Source organism: Nocardioides xinjiangensis (genome assembly GCF_017916455.1).
GTDB lineage: Bacteria > Actinomycetota > Actinomycetes > Propionibacteriales > Nocardioidaceae > Nocardioides > Nocardioides xinjiangensis.
Window position 1 is genome coordinate 731,326 of the sequence record NZ_JAFMSY010000001.1, and the last position, 21,854, is coordinate 753,179.

23 protein-coding genes are annotated in these 21,854 nt (G+C 73.4%); 3 read left to right on the forward strand and 20 right to left on the reverse strand.

Translation table 11 applies throughout. The features are described 5' to 3' along the window. Positions 1-55: 55 nt before the first annotated feature. Positions 56-307, forward strand: a complete 252-nt coding sequence (locus J3P38_RS03565; RefSeq protein WP_210438488.1) for a DUF4242 domain-containing protein — start codon at positions 56-58, stop codon at positions 305-307. Between the two features lie 6 nt (positions 308-313). Here J3P38_RS03565 and treZ read toward each other — a convergent pair whose 3' ends face one another. The 13 genes from treZ to J3P38_RS03630 all read right to left on the reverse strand — a co-directional run bounded on the left by treZ (position 314) and on the right by J3P38_RS03630 (position 13,390). Beyond that, positions 314-2,053 carry a malto-oligosyltrehalose trehalohydrolase gene (gene treZ / locus J3P38_RS03570; protein ID WP_210502691.1) on the reverse strand — a complete coding sequence of 580 codons (1,740 nt, stop codon included), beginning with the start codon at positions 2,051-2,053 and terminating at the stop codon, positions 314-316. Position 2,054: 1 nt separating this feature from the next. After that, positions 2,055-4,343 (reverse strand): malto-oligosyltrehalose synthase, encoded by a 2,289-nt coding sequence (gene treY, locus J3P38_RS03575; RefSeq protein WP_210438490.1) that lies wholly within the window; start codon positions 4,341-4,343, stop codon positions 2,055-2,057. Continuing rightward, entirely contained in the window at positions 4,340-6,517 is a 2,178-nt protein-coding gene (glgX, locus tag J3P38_RS03580) for a glycogen debranching protein GlgX (RefSeq protein ID WP_210438491.1), read from the reverse strand. Before glgX ends, treY begins: the two co-directional genes overlap by 4 nt. Positions 6,518-6,761: 244 nt before the next feature. Further along, positions 6,762-7,223, reverse strand: coding sequence for a TadE/TadG family type IV pilus assembly protein (locus J3P38_RS03585; protein WP_246855619.1), 462 nt, complete (start codon positions 7,221-7,223; stop codon positions 6,762-6,764). After that, positions 7,220-7,690, reverse strand: a complete 471-nt coding sequence (locus J3P38_RS03590) for a hypothetical protein (RefSeq protein WP_210502692.1) — start codon at positions 7,688-7,690, stop codon at positions 7,220-7,222. The genes J3P38_RS03585 and J3P38_RS03590 overlap by 4 nt, the downstream gene beginning before the upstream one ends. Beyond that, the gene (locus J3P38_RS03595; RefSeq protein WP_210502693.1) at positions 7,687-8,085 is read right to left on the reverse strand and encodes a TadE/TadG family type IV pilus assembly protein; all 399 of its coding nucleotides are present in this window, start codon (positions 8,083-8,085) and stop codon (positions 7,687-7,689) included. Before J3P38_RS03595 ends, J3P38_RS03590 begins: the two co-directional genes overlap by 4 nt. Next, entirely contained in the window at positions 8,086-8,268 is a 183-nt protein-coding gene (locus J3P38_RS03600) for a hypothetical protein (RefSeq protein ID WP_210438494.1), read from the reverse strand. A 54-nt stretch (positions 8,269-8,322) separates the two neighbouring features. Next, complete coding sequence (locus tag J3P38_RS03605; RefSeq protein ID WP_210502694.1) at positions 8,323-9,264, reverse strand: type II secretion system F family protein; 942 nt, start codon at positions 9,262-9,264, stop codon at positions 8,323-8,325. Further along, positions 9,261-10,112, reverse strand: a complete 852-nt coding sequence (locus J3P38_RS03610; protein WP_210502695.1) for a type II secretion system F family protein — start codon at positions 10,110-10,112, stop codon at positions 9,261-9,263. The genes J3P38_RS03605 and J3P38_RS03610 overlap by 4 nt, the downstream gene beginning before the upstream one ends. Next, on the reverse strand, positions 10,112-11,377 hold the full coding sequence (locus J3P38_RS03615; RefSeq protein ID WP_210502696.1) for a CpaF family protein: 1,266 nt from the start codon (positions 11,375-11,377) through the stop codon (positions 10,112-10,114). The genes J3P38_RS03610 and J3P38_RS03615 overlap by 1 nt, the downstream gene beginning before the upstream one ends. An 83-nt stretch (positions 11,378-11,460) precedes the next feature. Then, complete coding sequence (locus J3P38_RS03620) at positions 11,461-12,309, reverse strand: alpha/beta fold hydrolase (RefSeq protein WP_210438498.1); 849 nt, start codon at positions 12,307-12,309, stop codon at positions 11,461-11,463. Between the two features lie 5 nt (positions 12,310-12,314). Further along, complete coding sequence (locus tag J3P38_RS03625) at positions 12,315-12,998, reverse strand: NUDIX domain-containing protein (RefSeq protein WP_210438499.1); 684 nt, start codon at positions 12,996-12,998, stop codon at positions 12,315-12,317. Continuing rightward, complete coding sequence (locus tag J3P38_RS03630; protein ID WP_210438500.1) at positions 12,995-13,390, reverse strand: DUF4406 domain-containing protein; 396 nt, start codon at positions 13,388-13,390, stop codon at positions 12,995-12,997. The genes J3P38_RS03625 and J3P38_RS03630 overlap by 4 nt, the downstream gene beginning before the upstream one ends. Positions 13,391-13,459: 69 nt before the next feature. Here J3P38_RS03630 and J3P38_RS03635 point away from each other — a divergent pair, with 69 nt between their 5' ends. Continuing rightward, entirely contained in the window at positions 13,460-14,227 is a 768-nt protein-coding gene (locus J3P38_RS03635; protein WP_210438501.1) for a DeoR/GlpR family DNA-binding transcription regulator, read from the forward strand. Between the two features lie 19 nt (positions 14,228-14,246). On the opposite strand, the gene J3P38_RS03640 is transcribed toward J3P38_RS03635, so the two are convergent. The 6 genes from J3P38_RS03640 to ligD (J3P38_RS03665) all read right to left on the reverse strand — a co-directional run bounded on the left by J3P38_RS03640 (position 14,247) and on the right by ligD (J3P38_RS03665) (position 19,529). After that, entirely contained in the window at positions 14,247-15,446 is a 1,200-nt protein-coding gene (locus J3P38_RS03640) for an NAD(P)/FAD-dependent oxidoreductase (RefSeq protein WP_210438502.1), read from the reverse strand. Positions 15,447-15,499: 53 nt separating this feature from the next. Next, positions 15,500-16,492 carry a HAMP domain-containing protein gene (locus tag J3P38_RS03645; protein ID WP_210502697.1) on the reverse strand — a complete coding sequence of 331 codons (993 nt, stop codon included), beginning with the start codon at positions 16,490-16,492 and terminating at the stop codon, positions 15,500-15,502. 204 nt (positions 16,493-16,696) lie between these two features. After that, positions 16,697-17,401: a response regulator transcription factor gene (locus J3P38_RS03650; protein ID WP_246849867.1), complete on the reverse strand. Its 705-nt coding sequence runs from the start codon at positions 17,399-17,401 to the stop codon at positions 16,697-16,699. Between the two features lie 10 nt (positions 17,402-17,411). Beyond that, complete coding sequence (locus J3P38_RS03655) at positions 17,412-17,558, reverse strand: hypothetical protein (RefSeq protein ID WP_210438504.1); 147 nt, start codon at positions 17,556-17,558, stop codon at positions 17,412-17,414. Positions 17,559-17,697: 139 nt separating this feature from the next. Further along, positions 17,698-18,618, reverse strand: a complete 921-nt coding sequence (gene ligD, locus J3P38_RS03660; protein WP_210502698.1) for a non-homologous end-joining DNA ligase — start codon at positions 18,616-18,618, stop codon at positions 17,698-17,700. Continuing rightward, positions 18,615-19,529 (reverse strand): non-homologous end-joining DNA ligase, encoded by a 915-nt coding sequence (ligD, locus tag J3P38_RS03665; RefSeq protein WP_210503606.1) that lies wholly within the window; start codon positions 19,527-19,529, stop codon positions 18,615-18,617. The genes ligD (J3P38_RS03660) and ligD (J3P38_RS03665) overlap by 4 nt, the downstream gene beginning before the upstream one ends. Positions 19,530-19,623: 94 nt before the next feature. On the opposite strand from ligD (J3P38_RS03665), the gene ku reads away from it, so the two are divergent. Further along, positions 19,624-20,625: a non-homologous end joining protein Ku gene (gene ku / locus J3P38_RS03670; protein ID WP_210502699.1), complete on the forward strand. Its 1,002-nt coding sequence runs from the start codon at positions 19,624-19,626 to the stop codon at positions 20,623-20,625. Positions 20,626-20,934: 309 nt separating this feature from the next. On the opposite strand, the gene J3P38_RS03675 is transcribed toward ku, so the two are convergent. Then, entirely contained in the window at positions 20,935-21,834 is a 900-nt protein-coding gene (locus J3P38_RS03675; protein WP_210438507.1) for an alpha/beta fold hydrolase, read from the reverse strand. Positions 21,835-21,854: the final 20 nt, after the last annotated feature.

Genomic DNA, 21,854 nt, shown 5'->3' on the forward strand with positions numbered 1-21,854 from the left:
TGGGTGTCGTCCACTCGAGGTGTCAGCACGACACCAACGAGGAAGGAACACCGAGATGCCGCTCTACATGGACGTCCACTCGCTCGGCGACGGAGTCACGATGGACGACGTCGCCAAGGCGCACCAGGCCGACCTGGCCACCCAGGGAGCCCACGACGTGAGCTACCAGCGCTACTGGGTCGACGAGGAGAAGGGGCAGATCTTCTGCCTCGTCGAGGCTCCCTCCGCGGAGGCCGCCAACACGGTGCACCGCGAGGCCCACGGCCTCGTCGCGGACCGCATCTTCCAGGTGCAGGAAGGCGTCTGAGCCCGGTCAGCGCAGCAGCGCGCCGGCGTGCGGCGGCACGGTCAGCGTGTCGCCGCGCACGTCGACGCCCGACGGCGTCTCGAACAGCACCTCGCTCGCGTCGACCGCGACGCTGGCCTCGGTCTCCCCGGTGTTGACGACCACCAGAAGGTCACCGCGCCGCATGGTGAACAGGCGGCCGTCGACGGTGCACGACACCGACCCGAACGCCGGGTCGGTGAGCTGGGGCAGCTCGCGCCGCAGCCGCGCCAGCCGGCGGTAGCAGTCGAGGACCACGGCGTGCCGGCCCTCGGTGAGCTCGTCCCAGTCGAGCCGGGAGCGGTGGAAGGTCTCCGGGTCCTGGGGGTCGAGCACGTCGGCGGGGTCCCAGCCCATCTTGGCGAACTCCTCGATGCGCCCCTCGGCGGTGGCCGTGCCGAGCTCGGGCTCGGGGTGGGAGGTGAAGAAAGCGAACGGCGTCGAGGCCGCCCACTCCTCCCCCATGAACAGCATCGGGGTGAACGGCCCTGCCAGCGTCAGCAGGGCGGCGCAGGCGAGCTGGTCGTCGTCGAGGTGCTCGGCGAGCCGGTCGCCGCGGGCGCGGTTGCCGACCTGGTCGTGGTTCTGGTTGGCCACGACCAGGCGCCACGTCGGCATGTGCTCGGTGTCCACTGGCTTGCCGTGGTCGCGCTCGCGGAACGACGAGTACGTCCCGTCGTGGAAGAAGCCCTTCTCGCACACCTTCGCCAGCGCCTCGAGCGGCTCGAAGTCGGCGTAGTAGCCCGTGGTCTCCCGGCTCAGCGCGACGTGGACGGCGTGGTGGAAGTCGTCGCTCCACTGGGCGTCGAGGCCGTAGCCGCCCGCCTCGCGCGGGCGGACGAGCAGCGTGTCGTTGAGGTCGGACTCCGCAATCAGCGTCAGCGGGCGCCCGAGGTGCGCGGACAGCGCCGCGGTCTCGATCGCCATCTGCTCGAGCAGGTGCACCTCGGAGGTGTCGGCCAGCGCGTGCACGGCGTCCAGCCGCAGTGCGTCGACGTGGTAGTCCTCGAACCACATGCGGATGTTGTCGAGGATGTAGCGGCGCACCTCGGCCGACCCCTCGGCGTCGAGGTTGACCATGTCGCCCCAGGTGTTGCGCCCGTCCTTGAGGTAGGGCCCGAACAGCGGGAGGTAGTTGCCCGCGGGTCCGAGGTGGTTGTAGACCACGTCCTGGACGACGCCGAGCCCCTTGGCGTGGCAGGCGTCGACGAAGCGCTTGTAGGCGTCGGGGCCGCCGTAGCCCTCGTGGACCGCGAACCAGCCGACGCCGTCGTAGCCCCAGTTGTGGGTGCCGTTGAAGGCGTTCACCGGCATCAGCTCGACGAGGTCCACGCCGATGTCGAGGAGGTGGTCGAGCCGGTCGATCGCCGAGTCGAGCGTGCCGTCGGGCGTGAACGTGCCGACGTGCAGCTCGTAGACCACCGAGCCGGCGAGCTGGCGTCCAGTCCAGGCCGCGTCGCCCCACTCGTACGTCGTCACGTCGCGCCGCGACAGGCCGTGCACGCCGTCGGGCTGCCGGCGCGAGCGGGGGTCGGGGCGCGGGTCGGGGTCGTCGTCGACGAGGTAGCCGTAGTCGACGGCGGCGTCGCGGTCGGGCACCGGCTCGGTGGGCGTCCACCAGCCGTCGTCGCCGCGGGTCATCTCGACCACCTCGCCCGCCAGGGCCAGCCGCAGCCGCTCTGGCCGGGGCGCCCACACGTCGAAGGGTCCGCGGGTCGTGGCAGTCATGTCAGTCCTTCTTCACGAGCAGGGCGACGGGGTGGACGGCGAGCAGGTCGGCCAGCCTGCCGTCGGTGTCGAGCCCGGTGAGCACGTCGTGCCAGCGCCCCTCGGGCAGGTCGAGCGTGGTGTCGTCCCAGCCACCGGTCGTGGCCAGCCCGACCGGGAGCCGCGTGGCGACGGTGATGGCGCCCCCGCGGTCGAACGCGAGCACGTGCCCTGCCGCGGTGCCCGACGCGGACACCGGCGTGTACCCCGTGAACAGCTCGGGCCGCTCGCGGCGCAGGGTCAGCGCGGTGCACGTGACGTGCAGCTTGTCGACCGCGTCGTCCTCGTCGTCGCCGGCGAGGACCGCGGCGCGGTGGTCGAAGTCGACGGGCCGGCGGTTGTCCGGGTCGACGAGCGAGGTCTCCCACAGCTCGCTGCCTTGGTAGACGTCGGGCACGCCGGGCATGGTGATCGCGACGAGCTTGGCCGACAGCGAGTTCGAGCGGCCCGGGGCGTCCACGCGGGCGGCGAGGTCGGCCAGCACGGCGCGCACCTCCTCGGAGTCGAAGATCGCGTCGATGGCGGCGTGCACCTGGGCCTCGTACGCCTCGTCGGGCTCGGTCCACGTCGTCCGGTCGCCCGCCTCGCGCATCGCCTTCTCGGCGTAGCCGTGCAGGCGGTCGGGCAGGTCGGGCAGGTGGTCGGGCGTCCAGGCGCCGAGCACCGCCTGCCAGAGCAGCGAGCCGAAGGCGGGGTCCGGCACGGGCGCGAGCCGCAGCAGCTCGTCGAGGGCCCGCTCCCAGTGGCCCGGCTCCTCGGACAGCACGGTGATGCGCGCGCGGACGTCCTCGCCGCGCTTGGTGTCGTGGGTGGACAGCGTGACCATGGCGTCCGGCCAGTCGCGCTGCCGCTCCGCCATCGCCTCGTGGAACTCCTCCACGCCGATCGAGAAGACCGACGGGTCGCCACCGACCTCGTTCAGCGAGGTGAGCCGCGACCAGCGGTAGAAGGAGCAGTCCTCCACGCCCTTGGCCATCACCATGCCCGACGTCTGCTGGAAGCGCCGCGCGGGCTGGCTCCACTCGTCGTGGAGGACCGGCTCGAGCAGGTCGAAGGTGGCGGCGAGGTCGGGGCGCTCCTCCCGAGCCCGGGCGAACGCCTGCTCGAGGTGCTCGCGGCCCTCCGGGAGGTACGACCGGTAGACCGGGAAGCAGGCCAGGAGCTCGGCGAGGGCGTCGGCCACCGCGTCGTCGTCGGCTCCCTCGACGACCCGCGCCACCTCGCGGGTGATGCGCAGGACCTCGGCGTGCAGGATGCCGTCGGCGACGGCGCGCTTGTTGTCGTGGACCATCCGGTGCCAGTCCACCGACGTCCCGCGCAGCCGGTCCTCGAGGGCCGTCAGCGGCGCCTCGCCTGCCGGGTCGGTGAGGACGCGGTCGATGAAGGCGAGGGCGTCGTAGCCCGTCGTGCCCTCGGTCGCCCAGTCGGTCGGCAGGTGCTCGCCCGGCTCGAGGATCTTCTCCACCAGGACGTAGGCGCCACCGGTGAGCGCGGCGAGGTCGTCGAGGTAGCGCTTGGGGTCGCGAAGGCCGTCGGGATGGTCCACCCGCAGCCCGTCGACGAGCCCCTCGTCGAACCAGCGCTTGATCTCGACGTGCGTCTCGGCGAAGACCTCCGGGTCCTCGACCCGGACGGCGGCGAGCGTGTTGACGGCGAAGAAGCGGCGGTAGTTGAGCTCCTCGTCGGCGGTGCGCCAGTTGACCAGCTCGTAGTGCTGCTCCTCCAGCGTCGAGGTGCCGGGCGCCATCGGGAAGCGCTGGTCGTGGTAGCGCACGACGTCGCCCTCGATGCGGATCGAGCCCTCGTCGTCGTCACCGACGACCGGGATCCGGATGCGTCCGTCGCCGGCCGCCCAGTCGACGTCGAAGGCGCTCGCGTGCTCGGACTCGCGGCCCAGCCGCAGCACGTCCCACCACCACGGGTCCTCCGACGGGGTCGCGACACCCACGTGGTTGGGCACGATGTCGACGAGCACGCCGAGCCCGAGGCGCCGCGCCTCCTTCGACAGCGCGTCCAGGCCCTCGGCGCCGCCGCGCTCGGGGTCGACGTGGTCGAAGGCCACGACGTCGTACCCGTGCGTGCTGCCCGGCTCGGAGGCCAGCAGCGGCGAGAGGTACACCCAGTCGACCCCGAGGTCGCGCAGGTACGGCAGGACGCGCGCGGCGTCGTACAGCGTGAAGTCCTGGCTGACCTGGAGGCGGTAGGTGTTGTGCGGCTTGGGCTTGTCGGACCGGGCGTCGGGTCGGGTCACGGCGCTTCTGTTCCCGCGGGGCTGGTCAGGGATGCGGCCACGGAGCGGTCGGTCTCCTCGGGCTCGGGCTCGACGTGCTGGCGCAGCACGAGGGTGGACCGCTCCCCCATCGGCAGCGTCGTGCCCGCGGCGCAGCGGCCGCGGTCGTCGGCGACGCCGCCGGTGTCGATGAGCACGTCCCACGCCTCGGCGAACTCGGCGGGCGGCAGGGTCACCTCGCACTCGCCGTCGGCGTTGAACCACAGCAGGAAGTGGTCGTCGCGGATCGGGTTGCCGCGGGAGTCGCGGGTGCCGATCGCGTCGCCGTTGAGGTACATGCCGAGCGACTTCAGCCCCGACTCCCAGTCGCCGTCCTCCATCGCCCGGCCGTCGGGGTGCAGCCAGACGATGTCGTCGAGGCCGTTCTCGTCGGCCTGGCCGGTGAAGAACTGGCGGCGGCGGAAGGTGCGGTGCTCGCGGCGCAGCCGGGACACGGCGGCGACGAACTCGATGAGCCCCTGGTCCGCCTCGTCCCAGTGGACCCAGGTCAGCTCGTTGTCCTGGGCGTAGCCGTTGTTGTTGCCGTTCTGCGTGCGGCCGAGCTCGTCGCCGTGCAGCAGCATCGGCACGCCCTGGCTGAGCAGCAGCGTGGCGATGAAGTTGCGCTGCTCGCGCGAGCGCAGCGCGTTGATGTGCGGGTCGTCCGTGGGGCCCTCGACGCCGTGGTTCCACGAGCGGTTGTGGCTCTCGCCGTCGTTGTTGTCCTCGCCGTTGGCCTCGTTGTGCTTCTCGTTGTAGGAGACGAGGTCGCGCAGCGTGAAGCCGTCGTGGGCGGTGACGAAGTTGATGCTCGCGAAGGGGCGGCGTCCGGAGTTCTCGTAGAGGTCGGACGACCCGGCCACGCGGGACGCGAACTCGCCCAGCGCCGGCTCGCCGCGCCAGAAGTCGCGGACGGTGTCGCGGTAGGCGCCGTTCCACTCGGTCCACTGCGGCGGGAAGCCGCCGACCTGGTAGCCGCCGGGGCCGACGTCCCAGGGCTCGGCGATCAGCTTGACCTGGCTCACCACCGGGTCCTGCTGCACGAGCTCGAAGAACGTGGCGAGGCGGTCGACCTCGTAGAACTCGCGGGCCAGCGTGGAGGCGAGGTCGAAGCGGAAGCCGTCGACGTGCATCTCGGTGACCCAGTAGCGCAGCGAGTCCATGATCAGCTGCAGCGAGTGCGGGTGCCGGACGTTGAGGGAGTTCCCGGTGCCGGTGTAGTCCATGTAGTACTGCTGGTCGTCCTCGACGAGGCGGTAGTAGGCCGCGTTGTCGATGCCCTTCATGCTCAGCGTCGGCCCGAGGTGGTTGCCCTCGGCGGTGTGGTTGTAGACCACGTCGAGGATGACCTCGATGCCGGCGGCGTGCAGCGACTTGACCATCGCCTTGAACTCCTGGACCTGCTGGCCCAGCCCGCGCGTGGAGGCGTACGACTCCTGCGGCGCGAAGAAGCCGATCGTGTTGTAGCCCCAGTAGTTGCGCAGGCCCTTCTGCACGAGCGCGTCGTCCTGGACGAACTGGTGCACCGGCATCAGCTCGATCGCGCTCACGCCGAGGCGGGTCAGGTGCTCGATGACGGCCGGGTGGGCGATGCCGGCGTACGTCCCGCGCAGCTCCTCCGGGACCTCGGGGTGCAGCTGGGTGAGGCCCTTGACGTGCGCCTCGTAGATGAGCGTGTCGTGGTACGGCGTGCGCGGGCGGCTTTCGCCCTCCCAGTCGAAGAACGGGTTGACGACCACGCCCAGCATCACGTGGTCGAGCGAGTCGTCGTCGTTGGTCTTCTCCGGCTCGTCGAAGTCATAGGAGAACACCGACGGGTCCCACTCGTACTCCCCGACCGTCGCCTTGGCGTAGGGGTCGAGCAGCAGCTTGTTGGGGTTGCAGCGCAGGCCCTGCGCGGGGTCCCACGGACCGTGCACGCGGTAGCCGTAGCGCTGGCCGGGCTGCACGCCCGGCAGGTAGGCGTGCCACACGAACGCGTCGACCTCGGTCAGCTCGACGCGGGTCTCGACGCGCTTGCCGTCCTGGTCGGGGTCCTCGTCGATGAGGCACAGCTCCACGCGTTCGGCGACCTCGCTGAAGAGCGCGAAGTTCGTGCCGGTGCCGTCGTAGGTGGCTCCCAGGGGATAGGCCGATCCGGGCCAGGTCTCCGTCATGCCCCGAACGTACCCGCGACCGGCCGGTAGGCAGCAGACGGACCATCCGGCGGGGTGGGGTCGGTGGCGACCGTCACCGGGCGCTCCCCGGGGCCCGGGCCTGCGTCATACGAAGCGGGGCCTATGGGTGCGGGTCCGCATGACGCTCGGGCCGCCGGCGCGCCAGCGTCACACGAAGCGGGGCCTATGGGTGCGGGTTCGTATGACGCTCGCGCGCCCGGCGGGGCGGCGGGGGCGGCCGCGCTCAGTCGGCGACGACGGTCACGGCGGCGGTGCTGCTCGCGCCGACGACGGGGTTGCCCGGCGAGCCGAGAATCGTCAGCGGGAGGTCGAGCGGCGCACGCAGCAGCACCGTGACCGAGCGGCCGACCGGGTCGACCCGGACCGCGACGTGGATGCCGGGGTACTTCGTGGCGGCGTCCGCGCGGGCGAGGTACTCGCGCACTGCGACCTCGACCGCCGCCTCCTGCTGGGTCAGCCGCACCCCGTCGAGGCCCTGCTCGTAGACACCCGCCGAGCCGAGGTCGGCGCCGTACAGCGCCGCGCCGTCGGCGAGGTTGTCGAGCCCCTGCCGCTGGAGGTACGCCGCCGACGCGTCGATGACGACGACGATCGCCATCAGCAGGATGCCGGCGAATCCGATGATCAGCAGCGTGACCTGCCCGCACTCGTCGCGTCTGCCGCCCCGAACCGCAGGCCGGATCAACGCCCACGCCCCTCGCCGTCGGGCGGCGCGCTCACGACGTACTGCCCGATCGGCACCGTGTGCGTCGCGTCGAGCGAGAAGCTCGCAGCGCCCTTGCCGAGGATGTCGGGGAAGAGCGGCAGGTCGACCGCGGAGTCGACGCGCACGGTGATCACCGACGTCCCGACGTGGCAGCTGTCCCCGGGTGTCTGGCAGCTGACCGTGACCGTCGCGCGCTGGCCGGGCGTGCCCTGGTCGGCGAGGACCTGCCGTACGACGGCCTCCGCCCGCGCCTCGCCGGTGGCGTCGTCGGGCGCGAGCGCGTACGCGCGGCCGGCTGCGCGGGCAGCGGCGCTCGTGGCGAACGCGCCCTGCTGCACCTCGAAGACCGAGATCACGATCCACACCAGCGGCACCAGCAGGATGATCGCCAGCCAGCTGAACTCCACGAGGGCCGAGCCGCGGTCGTCGCGGAGGCGCCGCCTCATGGCTGCACCGTGTCGTGCTCGGCGACGGCGTGGCCGGTGACCCGGACGCGGACGCCGGTGCCGAGACCGAGGACGCCGACGTCGGCCTCGACCACCGCCTCGTAGCCGGGCGCGCCGCCGAGGAGGGCCGGCCGGACCGTGACCGACCGCACGAAGTCCTGCGACAGCGCGCCGTCGACGAGCTCGTGCACCTTGGCCTCACCGGCCGGCGCGGAGGACCCGGCGACCGCGGCGTGCCGCGCCCCCTCGGCGGCCGCCGAGGCGAGGGTGTTGCGCACGTGGAGCACGAGGGCGAGCTGGAGGATGCCGAGCACCAGCGGCAGCAGGACCAGCAGGACGAGGACGAAGTCGACGACCGCCGCCCCGCGCTCCCCGGCGCGAGCGCCGGGAGCCACCTAGCCGCTGACCATCGAGAACGCCCGCGCGAGAAGGGCGCGGAGCTCGTCGCGGACGAACGGCGTGAGCGCCGCGACGACGATCGCGGTCATCAGCGTGACGAGCACCCAGCCCGGCACGTCGCCGCGCTCGTCGCGCGGACGGTCGAGGAGGAGCAGGAGTCCCGAGACGGCTTGCTGCATGTGAGGTGTCCTTTCGGTGTCGGACCGGTCATGGGCCGGGCGTCGAGGCGGCGATCACGGAGTGGTGAGGCGCAGGCCGAGCACGCCCGGGTAGAAGGCGAACAGGATGGTCACCGGCAGCACGAAGAAGACGACGGGCGCCATCATCGCGATCTCCTTGCGTGCCGCCGTCTCGATGAGGAGCCGTCGCCCGGCCTCCCGCACGTCAGCGGCCTGGGCGTGGAGGACGTCGGCCAACGGGGTGCCGCGCTCCATCGCGACGGTGATCCCGGTGGCGAAGCGCGCCACGATCGGGAGCCCTGTCGAGCGGGCGAGCGTCTCGAAGGCGGCCGCCACCGGCTCGCCGGTGCGGATCCGGGCGAGCACCTGGGCGAGGTCCTCGGAGAGCGCGCCGTGGCTGCGGCGCACGACACGGTCGAGCGCGGAGACCGGGCTCTCGCCGGCCGCGACGGAGAGCGCCAGGAGCTCGGCGACGGTCGGGAACTCGGTGAGGACCTGCCGTTCGCGGTTCTTGACCTGCGTGCTGAGCCGGTTGTCGCGCAGCAGGATCCCGCCGACGAACCCGAGGACGCAGAGCACCGCGCCGGACCCGACGTCGCCCGCACCGCCGAGGGCGCGCAGGAGCACGACCGCCGCCGTGACGCCGAACCCGATGAGGCCCCACACCACCTGCTCGGTGCGCAAGTCCTGGACGCTCCGGTCGAGTCCCGCCCGCTGGAGCCGCCGGCGGACCGACGAGCTGCCGCCGAGCACCCGCTCGACGACGTCGGCGGCCGAGCGCAGGACGGGTCCGAAGATCCCGGCCGCGGCCGAGGCCGGCGACGACGCGGTCGGTCGGAGCGCCGGCTGCTGGTCGCGCTGGGGCAGGTCGCGCAGGTAGGGCAGGACCCGGACGGACAGCTGCGGGCGGCGCAGGGCGGCGATCCGGAGCGCCACGACCAGCACCCCGAGCGCTGCCCCTCCCCCGAGGACGCCGCCCCAGACCGCCGTGCTCACGACAGGATCCGCTTCTCGACGGGGAGCCGGCCGATGCGCATCATGGCGGCGTAGGCGAGGACGCAGACGGCGAACCCGATGCCCAGCACGAGGACTCCGCCCGGCGTGGCGTACTGCCGGATCGCGGTGGTCTGGAACGACATCAGCAGCAGCACGATCCACGGCGCCGACACGGCCAGCCGGGCGCCGTTGACCGTCCACGCCTGCCGGGACTCCAGCTCGGACCGCGTCCGGGCGTCGTCGCGCAGGAAGCCGGAGAGGTTGCGCAGCAGCCGGCCGAGGTCGCCACCTCCGACCTCCCGCGCGAGGCGGAGGCCCTCGACGACCCGGTCGCCGACGGGGTCGGCGAGGCGCTCCTTGAGGCGGTCGAGGCACTCCCCGAAGCGGCCGGTGACCTGGTAGTCCAGGGCGAACTGAGCGAAGTCGGCACGCAGTGCCTCCGGGCCCGTCGTGCCGAGCGCCGCGACGGCGTCGGGCAGCGACAGCCCGGCGCGTACGGCGCTGGCGAGGTTGTCGACCGCCTCGGGCCACACCTCCGCGAAGTCGCGCAGCCGCCGTGCGGCGCGCTGGCGCAGCACCGCGATCGGCAGGTAGGCGGCCATCGCGGCGAAGACGCAGGCGATGGGCACCGTCCGCGACACCGCCTGGACGACCGCGAAGGCGATGGCGAACAGCACGGCGCAGAGCGACACCACGCTCGTGGTCGTGACGTCGGAGAGCCCCGCGCGGCCCAGCAGCCGGCTCAGCGCCGTCGAGGAGGGCCCCGTCCGCCGCGACCGCGGCAGGGCGAAGGCCGACCAGACGAGCAGCAGCCCCACACCGACCCCGAGGCCCACGAGCGCGCCCATCAGCGGCCGCCCTCGGACGCGAGCACCTCGTGGACGTCGATGCCGACCCGCTCGTAGCGCTCCGTCCTGGCCGGCACCCCACCGGCCCGGCGCAGCTCGTGGCCGTCGCGGACGAAGATCGGCTCGACCTCGATGGCGTCCGCCTCGACCCGGCCCGGCACCGCCACGATCTCGTTGACGCGGCGCACGCCGTCGGCGCCCAGGCCGAGGTGCACCACGAGGTCGACGCTGCTCGCGACCGTCGGCACGACGAAGCGGGCCGAGATGTTGTCGCCGGCCAGGAGCGGCAGCGTGCACATCTTGACCAGCGCCTCACGGGCGCTGTTGGCGTGGAGGGTGCACATGCCCGGCAGACCCGAGTTGAGCGCGAGCAGCAGGTCGAGGCACTCCGCCGCGCGGACCTCCCCCACCAGGATGCGGCTCGGGCGCATGCGCAGCGCCTCCTTGACCAGGTCGCGCAGCACGATCGCGCCGGTCTGCTCCAGACCTGCCTGGCGGGTCTGCATGGCGACCCAGTCCGGGTGGTTGAAGCGGAGCTCGAAGACCTCCTCGGCGCTCACCACGCGCTCGCCACCGGGCACTGCCGCGGCCAGGCAGTTGAGCAGCGTGGTCTTGCCGGCCTGCGTGCCTCCCGCGACGAGGATGTTGAGGCCCGCGCGCACCGACGCCTCGAGGAAGCGGGCCGCCTGCGGCGTCAGGGTGCCCAGCGAGACGATGTCGGAGAGCCGGTGGGCGCGCAGCAGGAACTTGCGGATGTTGACCGCGGTGAAGCCGCGGGCGATGCCCTCCAGCACCACGTGGAGGCGATGGCCCTCGGGGAGCATCGCGTCGACGAACGGCGTGCTGATGTCGAGCCGGCGGCCGCTGGACTTGAGCATCCGCTCGACGAGCTCGTCCACCTGGCCGGCGTCGAGGCGGAGGTTGGTCAGCTCGTGCCGGCCGCGGCGGGCGATGAAGACGCGGCTGGGGTCGTTGATCCAGATCTCCTCGACCTCGGGGTCGTCGAGGAAGGGCTGGAGCGGGCCGAAGCCCGAGACCCGGGCGACCAGCTGGCCGACCATCGCGGCGTCGTCGGCGACCGGCGCGACCGCGCCGGTGAGGCTGAGCCGGTCGTGGTCGGCGACGACGTCCTCGGCGATGCGGCGGACGACGACGGCTTCACGCTGCGGGTCCACCCCTTCGCGGCGCACCCGGTCGCGCACCTGGGCGTCGAGGCGCTCGACGAGGTCGTCGGCGTGCGGCCGCTCGACGCGATGAACTGCCATGGTGCCCTGCTTCCCGAGTGTGCTCCGTCACGCTACCCAGCGTCGGCGGCCGGGAAACAGGGCCAGCGCGAAGGTTGTGGATCTCAGGCGATCGACTCGCGCACGGCTCGGGCCACCTGCTCGGGGTCCTGCAGCTGCAGGCCGTGCCCCACGCCGACGAGGCGGCGTACGCGCAGGTGCGGCACGTGCTCACGCAGGTGGGCGACGTCGTCGTCGGTGACCAGCCCGCCCGCTGCGGGGTCGGCCCGCAGGAGCACCACGGGCACGTCGATCGCCTCGAGCAGGTCGTCGGTCAGCCGCTCGTAGGTCTCGTCGAAGCGCAGGAGGACGGCGTCGAGGAAGTCGCCGTCGTGGTGACCCAGGGACGTCACCATCTCCGCGACGTAGGGGTGGTCGGGCCCGAACAGGTCGCGGATGGTCGGCGCGCCGGGACCGGGGGCGACCGGCAGGTCGAGGAAGTGGCGGGTCCGCTCGTCGGGGGACAGGGACGCGTCCGTCAGCTCGCGCCAGGCCCGGTTCATGGCCGCGGTGTCCTCCTGGTGCGCCCGCATCCGGTCCCGCGACATGGGGGCGTCGCCCAGCAGCAGGCCGCGCACGAGGTCGGGGCGGTCGGCGGCCAGCACGGCGGCGACGTGCGCGCCGTGGGAGTGGCCGAACACCCACGCGGGCCCGGCGCCGTCGGCGTCGAGCACCGCGGCAGCGGCCGCGGCCGAGTCCTGGAGCCGGTACCGGCCCGGCGTGGGCGGGGACCCGCCGTGCCCGGGCAGGTCGGGCCGGACCATCCGAGCGTCCTCGGTGAGCAGGGCCGACATGGCGTCGAACCATTGCCGCCGTCCGGACCCGCCGTGGAGCAGCAGGAGCGGCACGGGGCCCGTGCCCACCACGTCGAGGTCGACGTCGACGTCGACGTGCAGGGCCTGGTCGTCGGTCATCACGATCACCTCGTCGCTGGGTCGCGGGGGGCGAACGGGCCGCTGGTGACGGCCCACTGCAGCAGGAGCACGGTCTTGGCGTCCGTGATCCCGGCGCCGATGCTACGCAGGGCGTCGTCCACGTCGAGCTCGACCAGCTCGATGTCCTCGCCCTCCTCGGCCACGCCGTGGCGACGGTGCTCCACGTCGAGGCCGCGGTAGGGCGCGGCGAAGAAGTGCAGCCGCTCGGTCACCGACCCCGGGCTCATGAAGAGGTCGAAGAGGTGCGTCACCGGGCCGATGTCGAGCCCGGTCTCCTCCGCGGTCTCCCGGCGGATCGCGGTCTCGGGGTCCTGCTCGTCGAGCAGGCCGGCGGGCGCCTCCACGAGCATCCCGTCGGGGTGGTCGTTGACGTAGGCGGGATAGCGGAACTGGCGCGTGAGCAGCACCCGCCGGCGCTCGGCGTCGTGGAGGAGGATCGTCGCCCCGTTGCCGCGGTCGTAGGTCTCGCGGCGCTCGGTGACCCACGAGCCGTCCGGGCGGCGGCGGTCGTACGTCGTCGCCCGCAGGACGTACCAGTCGCACGACAGCAGCTCCACCTCGCGCACCCGGACGTCGGGGTTGCGGTCGAGGTCGAGCCCGGTGAGGTGCAGCCCGGTGCGCCCGCGACCGTCGGGTGTGTCGACGCCCCTGGCGGTGGTCGCGGTCACCGCGCGCCCACGGCCCGGTCGCGCGGCTGCACGCCCGGGACGTCCTCGAGGCGGTGCCACACGGGCAGCCCGCGCTCGCGGGCCAGCGCGACGTCCTGATCGGCACCGGACGAGGCGCCGGGCAGGCGCAGCACGCCGTCGCAGCGCTGCAGCAGGCGCGCCGCCGTCGGGTAGAGGTAGCGCTCGGACACCTCGTCGCCGACCCGGGTCGACCCCGCCTCGCGGGCGACGGGCAGCGACACCCACTCCGCCACCATCGGCAGGTGGCCGGCGTCGAAGAGCGGACGCGTCGCCTCCTCGAGGCGGCGCAGGTTGGCGTCGACCAGCGCGGGGTCGTCGCCGGTGCCGGAGCGGTACGGCCCGGCGACGAGGATCATCATCGGTTCAGTCATGGGTCCGACAGTATCGTGCACTTTCGTGCACGCCTACGCTTTTTCGTGCAGTGCTCGTAGGATCGGGCCGTGCTCACCGCCCACCGCAAGCAGGTCATCCTCGACGTCCTCCGCAGCGACGGCCGCGTGGTCGCCAAGGACCTCGCGGCACAGTGGGGCGTCTCGGAGGACACGGTGCGTCGCGACCTGCGCGACCTCGCGGCCGACGGGCTCCTCCAGCGGGTGCACGGCGGCGCGCTGCCGGCGTCGCCCGCGGTCGCGGACTTCGCCGCGCGGTCGGCGATCGGCGGTGCGGCGAAGGCGGAGGTGGCCGACCTCGCCGCCGGCCTCGTCCGGGCCGGGCAGACGATCGCCATCGACGGCGGCACCACCGCGCAGGCCGTCGCCGCCCGGCTGCCCGCCGACCTGCGCGCCACCGTGCTGACCCACAGCCCGACGGTCGCGGTCGAGCTGGCGAGCCACCCGGGCGTCGAGGTGGTGATCGTGGGCGGGCGGCTGTTCAAGCACTCGGTGGTCGCCGCCGGCGCAGCGGCCCACGAGGCCATCGGCCGCCTGAGCGCCGACGTCTTCTTCCTCGGCGTCACCGGCGTCCACCCGGTCACCGGCCTGACGACGGGCGACGTGGACGAGGCGGCGATCAAGCGGGCCTGGGTGGGGCGGTCGGCGGAGACCTACGTGCTCGGCAGCGGCGAGAAGATCGGCACCGCCTCCCCGTTCGAGGTGGTCCCCCTGGCCGCGGTCACCGCCGTCCTCACTGACTCCGGTGCACCCGCGACCGAGGTCGCGGCGCTCCGCAAGGCCGGGGTCGACGTACGCCAGCCGGCGCCGGCGCGCTGACCCGCCCTGGGACCCGCTCTCAGACCCGGCCGCGCAGGATCCGCCGCCAGTAGACCTGGGGCAGCGCGTAGCGGTCCACCCACCACGTGAGCGCCCGCGGCCGGACGAGGTCGACGAACGGCACGCTGGGCTGCGGCCGACCCTCGCGGTCGACCTCGACGAGCATCAGCCGGCGGCGGGACGTGGTGATCGGCATGACTGTGTAGCCGTCGTACTCCTGCATCGGCCCGCCGGAGCGGGCTGCGCCGATATTCGCGGCGAGGACCGCGACCTGCTTGCGCAGCGCACCCCCGGACGGCCGGGTCCGCACGTCGGCGACGTCACCCAGCGACCAGACGGCCCCTAACCGTCGGTGCCGCAGGGTCAGCGGGTCGATGTCGACCAGGCCGGCCGGGTGCGCGCCCGCCAGCCCGCCGTCGACCACCCAGCGCGGCGCACGGTAGTGCGGCACGACGTGGGCGAACGCGACGTCCCCGAGCACCCGCTCCCCCGCCGGCGTGCGGAGGGTGACGCCGTGATCGCCCATCGCGGCGACCCGCGCCTCGCGGTGCACCTCGACGCCGTACGCCGCCAGCGTGCCCTCGAGCCGCGCGTCGGGTCCCGGCAGCCCGAGCGGCGCCGGGCCCGGGAGCACGAGGTGCACCTCGAGGCCCGCGAGGACGCCGGCGCGGCCCCAGTGGTCGCACGCCATGAGCAGCGGCTTGAGCGCGGTCGCCCCGCACGGCGCCGGCTCGGGCGGGACGGTGAAGACCACGCGACCCGAGCGCAGCCCACGCAGGGCCGGCCACACGGCGGCGGCGGTGCCGTCGTCGAAGGTCGACGCGGCCCACCCGGCGGCGTACGCCTCGCGCAGCCCGGGCGTGGCGTCCCAGTCCTCGTCGAGGCCGGGGCACACCACGAGCGTCGTCGCGCCGATGCGACGACCGGACGCGGTGAGCACGGACGGGCCGCCGGGATCGACGGAGACGACCTCGTCGCGGACCGCGGTGCAGCCGTCGGGAAGGACGCGCTCCGCCGGCCGCTCGAGCGCTGACATGGTGGTCTCCCCGCCGCCGACGTAGTTGAGCAGCGGCCGGTAGCGGTGGACGGACCGCGACTCGATGACGGCCACGTCGCGCACGCCGTCGCGCAGCAGCCTCGCGGCCAGCGAGATGCCGGCGTTGCCCCCGCCGACGACGACCACGTCGTGGTGCGCTGCCCGACCCCGGTCTCCGGTCACCGCGCCCTCCAGTCTCGTACGCCGTCCCGGCGACCGTAGCGCGGCGGTCCGCCTCAGCGCCGCGGCAGGAGGATCTCCAGGCCGTCGCCGACCACGTCGCCGTGCCAGCGGCCGCCCAGCACCTCGGTGACCGCCTCGCCGGCGCGGGCTGCCGGCCTGTCGGCGGGGGCGCCGGTGCGCACGCCGCGGGAGGCGACGCGCAGCCGGACGTGTCCCTGCTCCGCCTCGAGGTGCAGCGAGACCGCCCCGGCCCCGTGCGTCTCGACGTCGCCGAGCACGCTGTCGAGCACCTGCTCCACGGGGCCGTGGGTCACCGGCAGGTCGACGCCGTCGCCCAGCGAGAGGTGCACGTCGCGTCCCGACGGCAGCCGCCGGCCCCAGCGCTCGACGGTCAGGGTCGCGAGGTCGCGGAGGGTGATCGCCCTGCCCGGCACGTAGGGCCGGCTGCGCTCGGCGTCGACGACCTCGGCGACGGTGTGCTGCAGCCGGGCCACGTCGGCCAGGCACCGCACGACGGTGCGGCGCACCTCCTCGTCGACGTCGTCGCGCAGCAGGATCTCCTCGAGCTCCAGCCGCAGCCCGGTGAGCGGGGTGCGCAGGGCGTGCGAGGTGCGCTGCACCGACTCGTCGATCCTGCTGAACTGCTCCTGCAGGCTGCGCGCACTCGCCCGCAGCGCCGCGCCGAGCGCCGCGACCTCGGGCACCCGCGAGGGCGGCGGGTCGATGTCGAAGCGGCCGCGGCCGAGCGCCTCCGCGCTCGAGGCCAGCTCCCTGATGGGGCGCGGAAGCCCCGCGCGACGAGCGTGGCGAGCAGGGCCGCCGCCACGGCGGCGGCCCCCATCAGTGCCAGGAGGGCCCGCGAGACGCCCGCGGTGAGCGCGCGCACGTGGGAGTCGCCGTGCATGACGGTCACCGTCGTGTCGCCCACGGTCCGCTCCACGACGACCGGCGTGTCGAGGTCCTCGGCCGAGAACGTCGCCCCGTCGACGGCGAGGGCGGGCTCGCCGGCCGTCGTCACCGCCAACCGCATGTCGGCCGAGACCCACAGCGCCAGGTCGGCCTCGGTGACGCGGCGACCCCGCGCGCGCTGCTCCTCGACCACCGCCGCGGCCTGGCGCGCGAGGTCGGAGAACGCCTCGCGCTCGCCGTCGCGCACCGCGTCGGCCAGCAGGGCGCGGCCCGCCAGCAGTGCAGTGGCGACGATCAGGAGCGAGAGGCCCACGAGGGTGACGGTGAGCCGCTCGCGCACGTCAGGTGCCGGTCTCCAGGCGGAACCCGACGCCGCGGATGGCGACCACGCGCTCACCGGCCTCGGCGGCCTCGAGCTTGTGGCGCAGGCGCCCGATGGTGACGTCGAGGGTCTTCGTCGAGCCGTACCAGTTCTGGTCCCAGACCTCGGTCATCAGCGTCTCGCGCGGGACGACCTTGTCGTGGTGGGTCGCGAGGACGGCCAGCACGTCGAACTCCTTGGCCGTCAGCGCGATCTCCTTCTCGCCGAGGTGCACCCGGCGCGACCCCGCGTCGATCCGCAGGCCGGAGGCGGTCGTGACGGCGGTGTCGTCCTGCGCGGCGGCGTTGCCGCTGCGACGCAGGAGGGCACGGACGCGCGCGAGCAGCTCGGCGAGCCCGAAGGGCTTCGCGAGGTAGTCGTCGGCGCCGACGTCGAGGCCGACCACGCGGTCGAGCTCGCCGGCACGAGCGGTCACCATGATGATCCCGCCCAGGTAGCCGCCGGAGCGCATCTGCCGACACACGTCGATGCCGTCCATGTCGGGCAGGCCGAGGTCGAGGATGACGACCGCCGGACCCTCGTCGACGACGAACGACACGGCCTCGGCGCCACCCGAGACGCGGTTGACCTCGTAGCCCTCACGCTCCAGGGTGCGCATCAGTGGGACGGCGATGTCCTCCTCGTCCTCAACCACCAGCACGTCGTGCACCATGCGGTCGAGCATAGAGGCAGGCTCAGCGGTTCGTGGATCGAATCCCCGAGTCGCTCGCAGGGGTGATGACCGTCTGGGCGGGCGAGGCGGGCGCCTGCTCGCCGGGTCCGAGCACGACGCCACCGGCAGCCAGGATCACCGCGACGGGGATCAGCAGGATGCGGGACATGCAAGAAAGCATGCGGTCCGGCCATCCACGCCAGATCCTCAGAGTGGTCACACCGAGGAAATAGTTCGGACAGGACCGGGTGCACCCGGGCGCGAGCGGGCGTGAGCCTGCGGGCGTACGGCGGGCGTACGGCGAGGGGTCAGGCGTCGAAGACGTCGCCGAGCTCGGCGACCCGCTCGAGCACCTGGTCCATCGTGAGCTGCTCGAGGGCGAGGTCGTCCTCCGCGCCCGCCTCCACCTCGTCCCAGGTCAGGGGCGTCGCCGCCGTCGGGCGCTCGCGACCGCGCAGCGAGTAGGGCGAGATCGTGGTCTTCGAGCCGGAGTTCTGCGACCAGTCGAGGAACACCTTGCCCGGGCGCTTGGCCTTCGTCATCACGCTCGTCACGCGATCCGGGTGCCGCTCCATGAGCGTCTCGGCGACCTCCTTCGCCAGCGCGGTCGTCCCGTCGCTGTCGAGGCTCTCGCGGCCGGTGGCGGGCAGCGGGGCGTACAGGTGCAGGCCCTTGCTGCCGCTCGTCACCGGCGAGCAGGTCAGGTCGCGCTCGGCCAGCGCGTCGCGCACGAGCAGCGCCACCTGGGCGCACTCGTGGAGGCCGGCGGGCTCACCGGGGTCGAGGTCGATGACGAGCCGGTCCGGGTTGCGCGGTACGCCGTCGCCGTCGACCGTCCACTGGTGGACGTGCAGCTCGAGGGCGGCGAGGTTCGCCAGCCACGTGAGGGTGGCGAGGTCGTCGCAGATCGGGAACCGCAGCGTGCCGTCGCCCTTGCCGCTGCGGGAGCCGGTCGTGGGCACCTCCGCCGTACGCACCCAGGACGGCGTCCCCGGCGGTGCGTTCTTCTCGAAGAAGCTCGACCCCTCCACGCCGTGCGGCCACCGGATCCTGGTGACGGCACGGTCGGCGAGGTGCGGCAGCAGCACCGGCGAGACCTGGGCGTAGTAGTGGAGCACCTCGCCCTTGGTCGTGCCGGTGCGCGGGTAGAGCACCTTGTCGAGGTTGCTGATCGTCAGCGTGCGCCCACCCACGTCGACCTGCACGTCCGTGCCGGCGGCGGGGCTCACGACAGGTCCTCCGGCGACAGGTCGTCGCGCACGCCCTGGAACGACGGCTGCCGCAGGCGGTCGTAGCCCGACCCGTGGGTGTCGATGTCGACCACGACGCGCGGCTCGACCCAGAACGTGCCCCTAGCGTCGACCCGCGGCACCTCGTCGGCGAACGGGTTCGTCGAGCTCCCCAGCGGGGCGAGCAGCGCCGCCAGGCGGGCGCTCGTGGCGCCGGCGATGCCGCTGCCCACCCGGCCGCGGTAGAGCAGCCCGTCGGCGGTCGGCTCGCCGACGAGCAGCGACGCCAGCCGGTCCGTCGTACCGACCTGGGGGCGCCAGCCGCCGACCACGAACGACCCCCGGTGCCGGTGCGCGAGCTTGCGCCAGTCGTCGCTGCGGACGTCGAAGCGGTAGCGCGAGCCGCGACGCTTGCTCACCACGCCCTCGAGGCCCTGCTGCAGTGTCGCGTCGAACAGCATGTCCCCGTCGTCGTACGCCGCCGGGACCTGCCACTTCGAGGTCGCGAGCGGCAGCTCTTCGAGGAGGGCGCGGCGCTCCTCGAGGGGGCGGGCGGTGAGGTCCTCGCCGTCGAGGCGGAGCAGGTCGAAGACCATGAGGGTGGCCGGCACCGACGTGACCAGGCGAGCGACCTCTCGCGCGTTGCGCACGTGCATGCGGTGCTGGAGCACGCGGAAGTCCGGGACGCCGCGCTCGTTGAGCGCGATGACCTCGCCGTCGACGAGCAGGTCCCGCCCGCCCAGGGGCGCATCGCTGAGGTCGGGCCACGCGGGGGTGACGTCGTTGTCGTTGCGGCTCGTCATCCGGACCGCGCCGTCACGGACGTCGACGAGCACCCGGACGCCGTCCCACTTGACCTCGTGCAGCCACTGCGCGCCGGTCGGCACGCGGTCGGTCTTGGTGGCGAGCATGGGACGCACGGGACCAGTGTGGCACCTGGCGTGCTCGCCGGACGGCACCCTCCGAGGGGAGACGGGGGTCCGCGGTGACGGCTATCGTCGGGCCATGCGAGCGATCTGGAAGGGCGCGGTCTCCTTCGGCCTGGTGAGCGTGCCGGTCAAGCTGTACGCCGCCACGGAGAGCCACGACGTCTCCTTCCGCCAGGTGCACGCCAAGGACGGCGGCCGGATCAAGTACCAGCGGGTGTGCTCCCTCGACGGCGAGGAGGTGGCGTACGCCGACATCGCGAAGGGGTACGAGACCGAGGACGGCGAGATGGTGATCCTCACCGACGACGACCTGGCCGAGCTGCCGTCGACGTCGTCGCGCGAGATCGCGGTGGAGAAGTTCGTGCCGCGCGAGCAGATCGACCCGATGCTCTTCGAGAAGTCCTACTACCTCGAGCCCGAGGGCCAGGGCGCCAAGCCGTACGCCCTGCTGCGCCAGGCGCTCAAGGACGCCGACCGGATGGCCGTGGTCACCGTCGCGCTGCGCCAGCGCACCACGATCGCCGTGCTCCGGGTGCGTGAGACGGAGGCCGGCGAGGTCATCGTGCTGCAGACGATGATGTGGCCCGACGAGGTGCGCGTGCCCGACTTCAAGGTCGAGGTCGACGACGCCAAGCCGCAAGAGGTCAAGATGGCCCACATGCTCGTCGAGACGCTGGCCGGCGACTTCGACGCGACCGAGTTCGAGGACGACTACGCCGAGGCCGTCGAGGCGCTGGTGAGGTCGAAGATCGAGGGCGGCGAGGTCAAGCGCACCGAGACCTCCACCAAGACCTCCGGCGAGGTCGTCGACCTGCTCGCGGCGCTGCAGAAGTCGGTGGCCGCCGCGAAGTCGGCCCGCGGCGAGGACGACTCCGACTCGGGCTCCGACTCGGGCTCCGACTCGGGCTCCGACGAGTCGGACGACGACGACGAGAAGCCGGCGAGGAAGACGGCCGCGAAGAAGTCGACGGCGAAGAAGTCCACCGCCAAGAAGACCGCCGCGAAGAAGACGGCTGCCAAGAAGTCGACCGCGAAGAAGACCGCTGCCAAGAAGACGGCCGCCAAGAAGGCCAGCTGACCGCTCCGCTGCGCCGCTTCCCGGCGCGAGCCGGCCGGGCCGCCCGGCCGGCGGTGCGTGGCGCAGGTTCTGCGCCACGAAAAGCAGCCTCACGCACCGCTCCCCCGAGCGCCGGCCGGCCAGCGGTGCGTGGCGCAGGTTCTGCGCCACGAAACGCTGCCTCACGCACCGCTCGCGCGCCCGCCGGCCGGCCGGCGGTGCGTGGCGCAGGTTCTGCGCCACGAAAAGCTGCCTCACGCACCGCTCGGGGAGGCGCAGGCTCGGGGAGGGGGAGGCGAGGAGGCGGAGCAGGAAGCGCGTCCGCGCCGGTCAGAGGCCGGCCAGCTCCCGCAGGTCGGCGAGGATGTCGTCCATCCGCGCGGCGAGGGAGAGATGGCCCTCGTCGTCGAAGAGGTGGGCCCGGGCGCCGGGGACCGCAGCGGCGAGCCACCGGCCGTGGTCGAAGGGCACCATCTTGTCGTGCGCGCCCTGCCACACCGCGACGGGCACGCTGATCGAGGCGAGGTCGAAGCCCCAGGGGCGCACCACCTGGAGCGCGTCCTCCACCATGCCGTCCGGTCCCTGCGCCATCGCGCGTCGGAAGGAGGCGGCCACGACCTCGGCGAGCTCCCCGGTGAGGGCGCCGGCGTCGACCTCGTCGACGAGCCCGCCGAACGCCTCCACGATGTCGGCTCCGGTCACCACGCCGAGCTCGGCGGCCTGCTCGGCGGCGATCGGCCGGTACGCCTCGCGGCCGGCGTCGGCGGCCTCGAAGTCGCGGACGTTCTCCGGGCCCATGCCCGCCATCCAGTCGAGTCCCGCGGCGTCGCGCGGGGCGACGCCGGCGAGGCTGGTCGCGGCGCGGCACCGGCCCGGCAGCAGGGCCGCGCACGCGAGCGCGCGCGGGCCGCCACCGGACCAGCCGAGCGTGGCGAACTGGTCCATCCCGAGGTGGTCGAGCAGCGCCGCGGTGTCGTCGACGTCGGCCGCGAGCGGCACCGGCCCGCCGTCGGGCGCCGGCCGGGCCGTGGAGGCGCCGTAGCCGGGACGGGAGTACGTCACCACGCGGAGCCCGGCGCGCTCGGCGGCGTCCCACACGAGGGGGTCGACCACCGCGGCGCTGGGCGTGCCGGAGTGATACACCAGCGGGAAGCCGTCGTCGGCACCGCCGACGAGGTGCTCCAGGGCGCGGCCGTCGGGCAGGGTCAGCAGCTGCGCTCCGGAGGTCATGCCGGATCCTCGCACACGCG